The sequence below is a fragment of the Devosia sediminis genome, from assembly GCF_016411825.1.
GTDB lineage: Bacteria > Pseudomonadota > Alphaproteobacteria > Rhizobiales > Devosiaceae > Devosia > Devosia sediminis.
This window is the reverse complement of the sequence record NZ_JAEKMH010000004.1, coordinates 1-12,915: the sequence shown is the minus strand read 5'-3', so window position 1 is coordinate 12,915 and position 12,915 is coordinate 1. Positions and strand designations below refer to the sequence as shown.

The window sequence follows — 12,915 nt, the reverse complement described above, 5'->3', positions numbered from 1 at the left end:
GGGGGCGGCTGTGCGGGCCGCCGTGAAGAGGCATGGTCACGACCATAGGCGGCCCCAGGGTGCTGCTGCGGCAATTGCGCGAGACGATGGCGGAGCCGCTGGCTTCGCAGGATCGTCTCGACAAGATCGTCGCCCTCATCGCCGACAATATGCGGGCCGATGTCTGCTCCTTCTATGTGCTGCGCGATGACGGCGCGCTCGAACTTTTCGCCACACGCGGCCTCAAGGCCGAATCGGTCCACCTGACGACGCTGCGCCTCGGCGAGGGTCTTGTGGGCCTGATCGCGGCCGAGGCCGAACCATTGAGCCTCGACGACGCGCCCAGCCATCCGGCCTTCGCCTATCGGCCGGAAACCGGCGAGGACAAATATAATTCCTTCCTCGGCGTGCCCGTGCTGCGCGCCGGCCAGACGCTGGGCGTGCTGGTGGTCCAGAATGCCGAGCGGCGGCATTATGGCGAGGATGAAACCGAGGCCATGCTGACCACGGCCACAATCCTGGCAGAGATGATCGCTACCAGCGACTTCGACAATCTGATCAAGCCCGGGTCGGATATCGATCTCAGGCGGCCTCGCATGTATTCCGGCGTTAGCTTCACCGATGGCATAGCCCTCGGGACCGTGGTGCTTCACGATCCCCGCGTCGTCGTGACCAATTTCATCGCCGAGGATACCGACGCCGAAAAGCAGCGCCTCGACGCCGCTTTGGCCTCGATGCGCGTGTCCATCGATGCCATGCTCGACCATGGCGACATGCAGCCGACCTCGGACCATCGGGAAATCCTCGAAACCTACCGCATGTTCGCCAATGACCGGGGCTGGGTGAACCGTCTCGCCGAGGCGATCGACAACGGCCTGTCGGCGGAAGCGGCCGTCGAGCGCGTGCAGAACGATACCCGCGCCCGCATGCTCAGGCAGACCGATCCCTATATCCGCGACCGGCTCCACGATCTCGACGATTTGGCCAATCGCCTCCTGCGCGTCCTGACCAATTCGAGCCAGCCCGCGCATCGCGAACTGCCCGACAATGCCATTCTCGTCGCCCGCAATATGGGCCCGGCCGAGCTGCTCGAATACGATCGTAAGAAGCTGCGCGGCGTCGTGCTCGAGGAAGGTGGCGCCACCGCCCATGTGGCCATCGTGGCGCGTTCGCTGGGCCTGGTTGCCGTGGGGCAGGCGCAGTCCATCGTTTCCATGTGCGAAACCGGCGACGATATCATCATCGATGGTCCGCTGGGCCAGGTGCATCTGCGGCCGACGCCCGATGTCGAGCAGACCTATGTCGACAAGGTGCGGATTTCCGCCAAGCGGCGTGCCCACTATGCCGAGCTCAAGGACAGGCCGAGCATCACCCGCGACGGCATCGACATCACGCTGCTGCACAATTCGGGCCTCGTCGCCGACCTGCCCATGCTCGACGATACCGGCGCCTCCGGCGTCGGGCTGTTCCGCACCGAACTGCAGTTCATGATCGCCAGCCGCCTGCCGCGTCTCAACGAGCAGGTGGACCTCTATGCCGAGGCGATGGAAATCGCCGGCGACCGCCCGGTGGTGTTCCGGCTCCTCGATATCGGTGGCGACAAGGTCGTGCCCTACCTGCGCTCGGCGGCCGAGGAAAACCCGGCCATGGGCTATCGCTCGATCCGGCTCGGGCTCGACCGGCCCGGCCTCCTGCGCACCCAGATCCGCGCCCTCCTGCTTGCGGCGCGCGGCCGGCCGCTCAAAATCCTCGTGCCCATGGTCACCGAGACCTTCGAGTTCCGGCAGACCAAGCTGGTGCTGAAAAAGGAAATCGAACGCCTCGCCCGTGCCGGGCAGAAAGTGCCCGAAAAGGTCGAGATCGGCGTCATGGTCGAAGTGCCGTCGCTGCTGTTCGAACTTGACCAGATCATGCCCGAGGCGGATTTTGCCTCCATCGGCTCCAACGATCTGGTGCAGTTCCTGACGGCTGCCGACCGCGCCAATCCGCGTGTGTCCAAGGCCTATGACCCCATTGCCCTGCCGCGTCTCCGGGCCATTCGCCTCGTGGTTGACGCGGCCCGGCGCCACAACAAGCCGGTCACCATGTGTGGCGAGCTGGCCGGGCGCCCGATGGAGGCACTGGCCCTGATGGCCATCGGCATGACCCGCCTCTCCATGGGCCCCGCCTCGATCGGCCCGATCAAGGAACTGGTGCTTAATGTCGAATTGAAGCCCATCCAGGCCGCCGTTGCCGAGGCCCTCAGCGTCGGCGCCGATGGTATCACCATACGGCAATTGCTCACCGAATGGGTGGACAGGCAGAACCTGCCCATGGGGTAGCGCGCCCGCAAATGCTTGATGTTGGCGTCCAGCCTCATTAAACGCTCGGTGTCACCCCGGCGAAGGCCGGGGTCCATGTTTTGAACCATCCACACGGTCGGTGCCTCGCGCCTGGATTCCGGCCTGCGCCGGAATGACGTGGTGGTTGTGACGAGGGCGTTGGCCCACAGGAACAAAAGATGCCCAGCCTGCCCCAGGACAAGCTCGACGCCCTCGAAACCCGCTTTCAGTACATCGAGGCGGCCTTGTCCTCTGGCGCGAGCCCGGATGAACTGGCCCGGCTCTCCAAGGAGCATTCCGACCTTTCCGAAATCGTCAGCGAAATCACCGCCTACAAAAAAGCGCAGCGCGATCGTGCCGAGGCCGAGGCGCTGCTCAAGAGCGGCGACAAGGAAATGGCCGAGATGGCTCAGGCCGAGATCGAGGAACTCGACGAGCGCCTCGAAGCATTCGAACAGTCCATTCGCATCCTGCTGCTGCCCAAGGACGAGGCCGACGACAAGTCCATCATCCTTGAAATCCGCGGCGGCACCGGGGGCGACGAGGCGGCCTTGTTCGCGGGCGATCTCTTCCGCATGTATGAGCGCTACGCTGCGACCCGCGGCTGGAAGGTCACGGTCATGGAAGAAAGCCCCGGCGAAATGGGGGGCTTCAAGGAAATCATCGCCAATGTCTCTGGCAAGGGCGTCTATGCGCGGATGAAATACGAGAGCGGCGTGCACCGCGTCCAGCGCGTGCCGGCGACTGAAGCCCAGGGCCGTATCCATACCTCGGCCGCCACCGTGGCGGTGCTTCCGGAAGTGGAAGACATCGACATCGAAATCCGCAACGAGGATATCCGCATCGACACGATGCGCGCCTCGGGCGCCGGCGGCCAGCACGTCAACACCACCGACTCGGCCGTGCGCATCACCCACATTCCCACCGGCATCGTCGTCACTTCGGCAATGAAATCGCAGCACCAGAACCGGGCTCAGGCCATGATTGTGCTGCGCTCGCGCCTCTACGAAATGCAGCGCGAGGAACGCGACTCGGCCCGCTCGGCCGAACGAAAGGGCCAGGTCGGCTCGGGCGATCGCTCCGAGCGCATCCGCACCTATAATTTCCCGCAAGGCCGGGTGACCGACCACCGCATCAACCTGACGCTCTACAAGCTCGACAAGGTCATTGCGGGCGAAGCACTGGATGAACTCATCGAGGCGCTGATCACGGAAAACCAGGCAGCACAACTGGCGGCCATGGAGCAGGTCAACTGACGGATGGCACCAGCATCGGCGCGCTCTGGCGCGGCTGGCGCGATGTGCTGACGCGGCTCGGTTTCGCAACCGCGGCGCTCGACGCAAAACTGCTCACCGGCCACGCCCTCGGCCTTGATACCCTGGCCCTCGCCACCCGCGAGCAGGACGGTGTCACCGATGCCGACGCACTCCGGGTCGCGGACCTGCTGCAGCGGCGGATGAGCGGCGAGTCGGTGGCGCGGATCATCGGCGAGAAGGAATTCTACGGGCTCCCGTTCCGCCTCTCGCCCGCAACGCTGGAGCCGCGCCCGGATACCGAACTTCTCGTCGACCTCGCTCTCGAGCACCTGCCGCCCGGCGGGCGGCTTCTCGATCTGGGAACCGGCACGGGCTGCATCCCCATCGCCGTCCTTGCCAATCGCCCGGATGCGACAGGTCTGGCCACGGACCTCAATCCCGACGCACTGGCCATGGCGCAAGACAATGCCGAACGCAACGGCGTCGCGGAGCGGCTGGATTTTGCGCTGGGGAGTTGGTTCGAGGCCTTGGTAGGCCCCCCACCCTTGATCCCTCCCTCCCCTCGATGGGGAGGGACTGAGGGTGGGGTGACCGCGGGCTCATCGCCTGCGTCGGGAGACCAATTCCACCTCATCACCTCCAACCCGCCCTATATCGCCAGCGCCGTGGTGGAGACTCTGGCGCCGGAGGTGAAAGATTTCGACCCCCGCCTGGCGCTCGATGGTGGGGCGGACGGGCTCGCGCCCTACCGGGTCATCGCCGCGCAATCGGCGCGGTTTCTCGCCCCTGGTGGTATTGTGCTCGTTGAAATCGGCTACGATCAGGGCGCGGCGGTCGCAAAACTCTTCGCCGACCACGGATTTGCCGATATTGCGGTACACAAGGACCTTGGTGGCCTTGATCGTGTGGTCTTGGCGCACCACTTCAAGGACAAGTAACCGGCCCGGTCAGGCAAAGCACAGTTTGTGCTGGTCAAATCCGGGCGAAGCGGGTAGTTTGCCCTTGCTGTCAATGGCGCATCATGGGCGCCGCGGCGATCACCCGATCCAAAATGTATGGGCTGCTTCAAGCAGCGCGGTTCCGGCGGGCCGGAGCGACGCGAGGGACGGGACGGACTAATCCGTAGGTCGTTGCAGACCGCACTCGGTCTTCATGAAGCCAGACCAATCCCCGCACGGTGCGCACTTACCACCGCCGGGGTCACGGGCCGGATCGGGCCAAATTGCACCGGTCAGCCCCCTGATGTGACGCTTAACTTTCAGAGTTAGACAAAGCGACCCGATGAGACCTAACCAGAACAAGAACCGGCAGCGTGGCCGGAATGGCGGACGCAAGCATGTCAATCCGCTGTCGCGCAATTACGAAAGCAACGGTCCGGACGTGAAGGTGCGCGGCAACGCTGCCCATATCGCCGAAAAGTACCTGCAGCTTGCTCGCGACGCCCAGTCTTCGGGTGACTCGGTGATGGCCGAGAACTACCTGCAGCATGCCGAGCACTATTTCCGCATCGTCTCCTCCGCCCAGCAGGCCATGAACGGCCCACGTGACGGCCAGAGCCAGGACGACGTCGATTTCGACGACGATGCCAACGACATCAATTCCCGTTTCTCCTCGCCCCAGCCGCAGCAGCATGTGCAGCAGGGCAACGAGAACGAGGGTGAAGGCAGTCCGGCCGAGAGCCAGCCGCAGCCGGTTGAAGAAGCCGTTCCTGCCGCTGCTGCCGAGGGTGAGGGCGAGCAGGCCGCCCGCAAGCCGCGTGAGCGCCGTCCGCGCCGCCGCCGTCCGGCAGGGGGCGAGGGCGCTGCCGACAATGGCAATGAGGCTCCGGCCGCGCTGCCGGCCTTCCTCACCGGCAACGTGGCAGAATAGACCAATCGCAAACGGAAAAATGCCGGGCCCAGTGCCCGGCATTTTGCTTTCGACGTACGCCTAGGCCGCGACCGGCGCCGCCTGGGGCAGGGTGGCGCTGCGCCGCGCCAGGCGTCCCACGGCCCACCAGATCAGGCTCACCGCGGCGATGGAGAAATAGCCATCGAGCGCATAGTGCCAGCCGAGATAGACCGAGCCGATCTGGATCACCCCGACATAGAGCCAGGCGAGGATCCCCACGTAGCGGTTGAGCCCGCTCAGCATGCAGGCATTGAGCGTCACGATGGCCAGATGCATGCTCGGCATTGCCGAAATGCCGGTGCCCATGGCGTGTGCGCCGGTCTCGTAGCTGGTCAGGAGATAGGCGGACGCCTGCGCCATGTAGTCGCCGATGGCAGTACCCCTGATCTTGTCCATCAGCCCGATGAAGCGGTTCGGATCGACGAACTCGTCATAAAAGATCGGGCCAACCGAAGAAAAGGCCGTCGCCGCAACCGTGCCGATCAGCCCCATGGTCAGGCTCATCGACCAGAAGTAGCGCCGGCGCAGGGCAGCGTCCCGATGCAGGGCAATAAAGGCCAGGAGACCGAACCAGAGCACGAACCAGATCGGGCCATAGAGATAGGCGAGCGGATACTGCGCCCAGGCTGGTACGATGGCATGGGCAAAATTGCCCGGATCGCCGCCATGCAACCACGCATCGGCCTTGGCGAGGAATGCATCGGCGTAGAAAGGCACCAAGTCTGGTATGGCCAGCTTGAACGTGGTGAAGGCCGCGGTGCCCAGGCAGAAAATGGCCATGACCACGCCGAGGCGCAGCGCGCCGCCACGCAGGATATCGAATATCATCGCGATGGGCGATTTCGGCTGCAGGACAAGCGCCGCCGCGGGAATGCCAACCAGCAGCAGGATCGGCAATATGGTGGCCTGCCGCAGATACAATTGCAGCATGGTGCCATAGGTGTCGGGTGATACAGCGAAGGCGAGCGCCGCGTAGGTCAGCACCGCCAGCGGCAGCGCGCCTATCCTGAACTGTCCTGCCATCGTCCCCTCGCGCCCGCATGCCAAAAGCGTTTCGTCCGGCCATGGTAACTGCGCGGCGTTGCGCGCGGGTTAACTAGGACGTTCGGGTTGGTTGGGTTCTCTAGATGCGGACGCCACAAATGTCGCCACCGGGCCCTTTTGTTCCGGCTGCCAATACCTACATCTGAACGCGAACGATGTGCCGATCCCGGGCATTGTTCAAAACGACGCTTCCGCCGTCATGCCGGTGCCTTTTCTGGGCCGCTGACGGGCGAGACAAGGAGAGTTGCATTGAATATCGAGAAATACAGCGAACGCTCGCGCGGCTTCATTCAGAGCGCGCAGACCGCAGCGCTGGGCAAGGGCCATCAGCAGTTCAGCCCCGTTCACCTGCTCAAGGTGCTGCTGGATGACGACCAGGGCATGGCCAGCGGGCTGATCGAACGGGCCGGCGGCGACCCCAAGGCGGTCCGCGCTGGTGTGGAAGCGGCCCTCAACAAAATTCCAAAAGTGTCCGGCGATGCCGGCCAGCTCTATCTCGGCCGCGAATTGGCGCGGGTCTTCGACACGGCCGAGCAGGCCGCGCAGAAGGCCGGCGACAGCTTTGTCACGGTCGAGCGGCTGCTGCTTGCCCTTGTGATCGAAAAGGACACCGATGCGGGCAAGATCCTCGCCTCTGGTGGCGTGACGGCGCAGGGCCTCAACACCGCTATCGAGGCCATCCGCAAGGGCCGCACTGCTGACAGCGCTTCGGCCGAGAACACGTATGATGCTCTCAAGAAATATGCCCGCGACCTCACCGAGGACGTGCGCGAGGGCAAACTCGACCCGGTCATCGGCCGCGACGAGGAAATCCGCCGCACTATCCAGGTCCTGAGTCGCCGCACCAAGAACAATCCCGTGCTGATCGGCGAACCCGGCGTCGGCAAGACCGCCATCGCCGAGGGCCTTGCCATCCGCATCGTCAATGGCGACGTGCCGGAATCGCTCAAGAACAAGAGCCTTCTCGCGCTCGACATGGGCGCGCTGATCGCCGGCGCGAAATATCGCGGCGAGTTCGAGGAACGCCTCAAGTCCGTGCTCTCGGAAGTGCAGGCGGCGGAGGGGCAGATCATCCTCTTCATCGACGAGATGCATACGCTTGTGGGCGCGGGAAAGAGCGAGGGCGCCATGGACGCGTCCAATCTCCTCAAGCCTGCGCTGGCGCGGGGCGAGCTGCATTGCGTCGGCGCCACCACGCTCGACGAATATCGCAAGCATGTCGAAAAGGACCCGGCGCTGGCCCGTCGCTTCCAGCCGGTTTTCGTGAGCGAGCCGACGGTGGAAGACACCATCTCCATCCTGCGCGGCCTCAAGGAAAAGTACGAGCTGCACCACGGCATCCGCATCGCGGATTCGGCGCTGGTGAGCGCGGCGACCCTGTCGAACCGCTACATCACCGACCGTTTCCTGCCCGACAAGGCCATCGACCTGATGGACGAGGCGGCGGCGCGCCTGCGCATGGCGGTCGACAGCAAGCCCGAGGCTCTCGATGAGCTCGATCGCCGCATCATGCAGCTCAAGATCGAGCGCGAGGCGCTGAAGAAAGAGACCGACGAGGGCTCCCGGACGCGGCTCGAACGGCTCGAACATGAGCTGGCCGGCCTCGAGGAGCAGGCCCAGGCGCTGTCGGCCAAGTGGCTGGCCGAAAAGGAACGCCTCCAGGGGGCGACCAAGATCAAGGAAGAGCTCGACGCAGCCCGCTCGCAACTCGAGATCGCGCAGCGCCAGGGTGATCTCGCCAAGGCGGGTGAGCTCGCCTATGGCGTCATCCCCGATCTCGAAAAGCGCCTCGCATCCGCCGACGATGCCGATGGCGACGGCAAACCCGATCCGGTCATGGCCAAGGAAACCGTCGAGCCCAGCGACATCGCCCAGGTGGTGTCGCGCTGGACCGGCATTCCCGTCGACCGGATGATGGAAGGCGAAAAGGAAAAGCTGCTGCACATGGAGGCGTCGCTTGGCGCTCGCGTCATCGGCCAGGCCGAAGCGGTCAGGGCGGTGTCCAAGGCGGTGCGCCGGTCGCGTGCGGGCCTGCAGGACCCGAACCGGCCGATCGGTTCGTTCATGTTCCTCGGGCCGACCGGCGTGGGCAAGACCGAACTGACCAAGGCACTGGCGCAGTTCCTGTTCGATGACGAGACCGCCATGGTGCGGCTCGACATGTCCGAATTCATGGAGAAGCACTCGGTGGCCCGGCTCATCGGTGCCCCCCCGGGCTATGTCGGCTATGACGAAGGCGGTGTCCTGACCGAGGCCGTTCGCCGCCGGCCCTACCAGGTCGTGCTCTTCGACGAGATCGAAAAGGCCCATCCCGACGTCTTCAACGTGCTGTTGCAGGTTTTGGACGACGGACGCCTGACCGATGGGCAGGGCCGCACGGTCGATTTCCGCAACACCGTCATCATCCTTACCTCCAATCTCGGTGCCGAGTATCTCGTGGACCTCAAGGACGGAGAATCGGTGGAGCTGGTGCGCGGCAAGGTGCTCGATGCGGTCAAGGCAGCGTTCCGGCCGGAATTCCTCAACCGCATCGACGAAATCCTGCTGTTCCACCGCCTCGGCCGCGAGCATATGGGCGATATCGTCGATATCCAGTTCGGGCGCCTCGAATCCCTGCTGCGGGATCGCGACATCACGCTCGAGCTGACCCCCATGGCCCGCGAATGGCTGGCCAATGAGGGATACGATCCTGCCTATGGCGCCCGTCCCCTCAAGCGCGTCATTCAGCGCGAAGTGCAGGACGAGCTGGCGGAGGAAATTCTCTCCGGTACGGTCAGCGATGGCGGACGCGTGGTGGTCGATGCCGACGATAGTGGTATTGTTCTTCGCTCGGGCGCCACGGGCGATACCCACGCCGCTGCAGGATCGGCAGCGTTTCCATGATGAAGGGCCGGTCCCAAGACCGGCCCTTTCGTTGCGTCCGGGCTTGCCGAACTGATCAAACCCAATTAGAACATATAGCGAACATGGGGGCGGGCATGCATACGACCAATTATTTCGATACCCTGATCCTGCCCTCGCCGGACTGCCCGGTCGAAGTGGCCGGTGCGCCGAAGAAGCCGGGTACGGTCGCCGCCATGCAGTATGAGCGCCTCCTGGCCGATCCCTATCGTTTCACCAGCGACGACCTGCAGTTCGAGATCTTTGCCGATCGCAAGGAGATGGAGGCGGAGGATCGCGGCCCGGCACGGATGGAATATTTCTCGAAGGGCCAGCCGTGCCTGCGCAGTTCGCCGCTGGTCAAGACACTGGGCTGGGCACTGCATCACGATGGGGAGGGGCGGGTGGCCCTGGTCGATCCGGTGAGCCCCGCCTTTGCAGAACTCATGGCCCGGGACGACATTACCAAGCGCCCTGGCCTTCGCTCCAAGCGCGCCTGAGGAGAAGACCGTGGCAGATCGTCTGGACTATATCGAATTCCCCTCGACCGATCGCGAGAAGAGCAGTGCGTTCTTCCGTTCAGCTTTCGGCTGGGGCACGACCAGTTACGGCCCTGTCTATGACGGGATAGAGGGTGCCGGCATCGATGGCGGCGTCGATGCGAGCGCCGAGCGGGTGGCGGCCACGATGGCCGTGGTCCGCACCGATGATCTCGATGCTGCCGAGCAGCGGGTCGTGGCGGCAGGCGGCACGATCACCCGTCCGCAGTTCGATTTCCCCGGCGGACGGCGCTTTCATTTCCGCGAACCGGGCGGCAATGAATTGGCCGTCTATGTCAGCCGGCCCGAATAGGCTCAGTTCGTCGCTGCGGCTACGGTGACAGGGGCCGGGTCGCGCGCCATCAGTTCGCTGATCTGGGCGATGGTCTGGTCGAATTCCTCGCGGTACTGAGCGGCAAGGACATTGTCCTTGGGCAGCTTGACGCTGAGAGGATCCACGAGATTGCCGTTGATCAGGATTTCGAAATGCAGGTGCGGTCCGGTCGACTGGCCGGTCGAGCCGACATAGCCGATCACCTGGCCCTGGCGCACCTGGCTGCCCACGCCCAGGCCGTCGACGAAACGCGAGAGGTGGCCATAGGCCGTCTCGTAGCCGTTGACGTGCTGGACTTCGATCTTGTTGCCGTAGCCAGACTGCCACTTGTAGTAGCTGATGACGCCGTCGCCCGCCGCATAAATGGGCGTGCCGGTCCGTGCGGCCAGGTCGACGCCGGTATGGAGCTTGCGGGTCTTGAAGATCGGATGGATGCGATAGCCGAAGCGCGAGCGCAGCGTGCCGCCGCCTTCAAGGGGGCGACGGTTGAGGAAGCGCTTGCCGGTCTCGCCATCGGGATCATAGAAATCAACGACGCCGTCGTCGGTCGAGAAGCGATAGAATTCCCGCTTGGTCCCCGACAGGGTGAGGCTCACATAGAGCAACTCGTCCGCGCCGGTTCCACCCGCATCATCAGCCTCGAGGATTTCGATCGTATCGCCGGCGGTGATGCGCTTGGTCATGTCGATGTCATAGGCGAACATGCCGATGATGCGCTCGATGGTCGTGTCGTCGAGATCGTGCTTGCGGCCGGTTTCCCAGATGGACCGGTAGATGGTGGGCAGGTTGCCCACATTGATCTGCTCGACGTCCTCGGCGGGAAAATCCACCCAGTCCGGCTGCAGGCCGACCACATATTGGCCGTTGTCGCTGAGAGCGACAGTGGCGATATGCCGGTCGCCCGGCGCGCCATCCGGCTGGTAGATGGACATGCGATAGGGCACGAGGCTGTCGCCCGACTGCGAAATCGGACCATAAAGAATGCGCAGGCGAAGGCCGGCCGGCAAACCGCCCGCAGGGATGAGATTTGCCAGCGTGTTTTCCACCATGCCGACCTGGGCGCCGGTAAAGCCGTTGCGCAGCAGGGTGTCGCCGAAGGGGCCGAGTTCGCGCACCGTGAGGAAGCGTTCGGTCCGCCCCAGGCTTTCGCCCGATGCCAGGGCGGTCTTGGGAACGACCGTGACGTTTTCAGCGACGCCGCTGATCGTGCCGGCCTGGCCCAGTTCGCTCACGGCAGGCGCAAGAGCGGCATAGGCAAGGGCCGGCCCGCCATCGACGGTGAATTGCGAGCCGCCGATGCCGCGGACGAAGTCGGCCGCGCTCTGGTCCGATACGCTCCGCACCGGCACGAAATCGGCCGGCAGGCTCGACTGGCTGACGGCGACTTCGCCGTCGACATCCGTGCCATAGACATCGGACGCAATATCGAGGGCGACGCTCGTGATCGGCTGGGTCTTGTTGAGAATGGCGACCGGGTCGTAGGCCGGAATATCGGCCGAAAGCGAGGTACCGGTGGTGGCGAGGGTGGCGCTGATGCGCACGAAAGGCTGGTTGCGGATGATCTCGCGGCCTTCGACCATCTGCCGGGTGGACGCCTCGATGACCTCACGGTCCGAGCGGGTCGCCGCAACCGGGCGCAGGCGGGAGGTTTTCGAGGTCAGGTCGGTGGCCAGCGGCTGGTCGATGCGCGGGGCCGCCAGGTTGAGCGCCGCATAGGCCGTGGAGAAAGTGTCCTGACCCTGAAAGGAGACATAGAGCGCCGCGCCCATCAGCAGCACGCTGGTCAGGCCCGTCATCACGGTGCCGGTGAGCCAGGCGAAGCTGAGTTCGCGCCCCTGCGGAATTTCGCCGTCCGTCGACTGCACGGTCAAAGCCGGGCTGTCCTCGTAACCGGTGGAATGCAGCAGCGCTACATGGCGTCGTCTCTGCGTTGCGTTCAACGCTCCATCCTTCTGGTCGTTGCCAGGATCAGTCCCTGCCGGGTCGCTACCGGCCTCGGCCGCCTCGTTGCCGCGCGTAACCTACGTAGGCGCGCACGCGTTAGCAATGCTCTGGGCCTATCGGGCACAATTGCGGCGAAACTGGGAGTCGGGGACGTCTCGCCACCGTGTCACGCCCGCCCTTGAAATGCGTACTCGGCGCACCCATTTTGGTGGTCCGCCGGAAATGCCCTAAATCACTGGTACTTTGGTCGAGTTATCCACACGGCCAGATCCCGCTGACGAGAAAAATGGCGTTTTCGTCACAAGGGGGCTTCCCAAGGCAAAACCGCCTGACTATAACCCGCCCATCGCTGAAGAGCGCGGCGCCAAACGGCGGCGAACTTGGAAGCAAACCTCTGAAATCAAATGCAAATTTCGGTTTCAGGTTTTCGAGTTTCAGCCACGGCAGAAAAACGAAAATAGGTTGTTGACAGACCAAAACGTCTCGACTACAACCCGCCAGCGTTGACGACGCGAGCACTTCAAAGTTGCTCCCACTGATCAGCGCAATCTTACAGGGCAGACGATCTGCCGGTTCGCCGGACGGAGAATTCTGTTTCCCTGAAGAACATGGAAGCCCTGCTTCCTCCGACGTGTCAGCCGGTGACGGCGATGGGTCAGCTCTTTGACATTGTGAAGAATTGAAGAAAGAGAGACGTGGACGGCGAGGTTCTTGCGAGCTGGATCTGG

General features: G+C 64.0%; 10 protein-coding genes. 7 read left to right on the top strand and 3 right to left on the bottom strand.

Going from position 1 to position 12,915, the window contains the following annotated elements; genetic code table 11:
* Positions 1-32 precede the first annotated feature (32 nt).
* The 4 genes from ptsP (at position 33) to JEQ47_RS15755 (ending at position 5,425) form a co-directional block, all read left to right on the top strand.
* Positions 33-2,300 carry a phosphoenolpyruvate--protein phosphotransferase gene (ptsP, locus tag JEQ47_RS15770; RefSeq protein ID WP_198877391.1) on the top strand — a complete coding sequence of 756 codons (2,268 nt, stop codon included), beginning with the start codon at positions 33-35 and terminating at the stop codon, positions 2,298-2,300.
* Positions 2,301-2,479: 179 nt separating this feature from the next.
* Positions 2,480-3,556 (top strand): peptide chain release factor 1, encoded by a 1,077-nt coding sequence (prfA, locus tag JEQ47_RS15765; protein ID WP_198877390.1) that lies wholly within the window; start codon positions 2,480-2,482, stop codon positions 3,554-3,556.
* The gene (gene prmC / locus JEQ47_RS15760; RefSeq protein ID WP_268905796.1) at positions 3,553-4,494 is read left to right on the top strand and encodes a peptide chain release factor N(5)-glutamine methyltransferase; all 942 of its coding nucleotides are present in this window, start codon (positions 3,553-3,555) and stop codon (positions 4,492-4,494) included. Before prfA ends, prmC begins: the two co-directional genes overlap by 4 nt.
* A gap of 343 nt (positions 4,495-4,837) precedes the next feature.
* Positions 4,838-5,425, top strand: coding sequence for a DUF4167 domain-containing protein (locus JEQ47_RS15755; protein ID WP_198877388.1), 588 nt, complete (start codon positions 4,838-4,840; stop codon positions 5,423-5,425).
* A gap of 60 nt (positions 5,426-5,485) precedes the next feature.
* Here the strand turns inward: JEQ47_RS15755 and JEQ47_RS15750 are convergent, their stop codons facing one another.
* Positions 5,486-6,469, bottom strand: a complete 984-nt coding sequence (locus JEQ47_RS15750; protein ID WP_198877387.1) for a phosphatase PAP2 family protein — start codon at positions 6,467-6,469, stop codon at positions 5,486-5,488.
* Positions 6,470-6,739: 270 nt separating this feature from the next.
* On the opposite strand from JEQ47_RS15750, the gene clpB reads away from it, so the two are divergent.
* The 3 genes from clpB (at position 6,740) to JEQ47_RS15735 (ending at position 10,222) form a co-directional block, all read left to right on the top strand.
* On the top strand, positions 6,740-9,373 hold the full coding sequence (gene clpB / locus JEQ47_RS15745) for an ATP-dependent chaperone ClpB (RefSeq protein ID WP_198877386.1): 2,634 nt from the start codon (positions 6,740-6,742) through the stop codon (positions 9,371-9,373).
* Between the two features lie 95 nt (positions 9,374-9,468).
* A complete protein-coding gene (locus JEQ47_RS15740; protein WP_198877385.1) occupies positions 9,469-9,870 on the top strand; it encodes a DUF6157 family protein in 402 nt (133 codons plus the stop codon).
* 10 nt (positions 9,871-9,880) lie between these two features.
* Positions 9,881-10,222 (top strand): VOC family protein, encoded by a 342-nt coding sequence (locus JEQ47_RS15735; protein WP_198877384.1) that lies wholly within the window; start codon positions 9,881-9,883, stop codon positions 10,220-10,222.
* A gap of 2 nt (positions 10,223-10,224) precedes the next feature.
* Here JEQ47_RS15735 and JEQ47_RS15730 read toward each other — a convergent pair whose 3' ends face one another.
* The gene (locus tag JEQ47_RS15730) at positions 10,225-12,183 is read right to left on the bottom strand and encodes a M23 family metallopeptidase (RefSeq protein ID WP_198877383.1); all 1,959 of its coding nucleotides are present in this window, start codon (positions 12,181-12,183) and stop codon (positions 10,225-10,227) included.
* A 543-nt stretch (positions 12,184-12,726) separates the two neighbouring features.
* The coding region (locus JEQ47_RS20500) for a hypothetical protein (RefSeq protein ID WP_210338040.1) at positions 12,727-12,915 on the bottom strand (189 nt) is incomplete at its 5' end.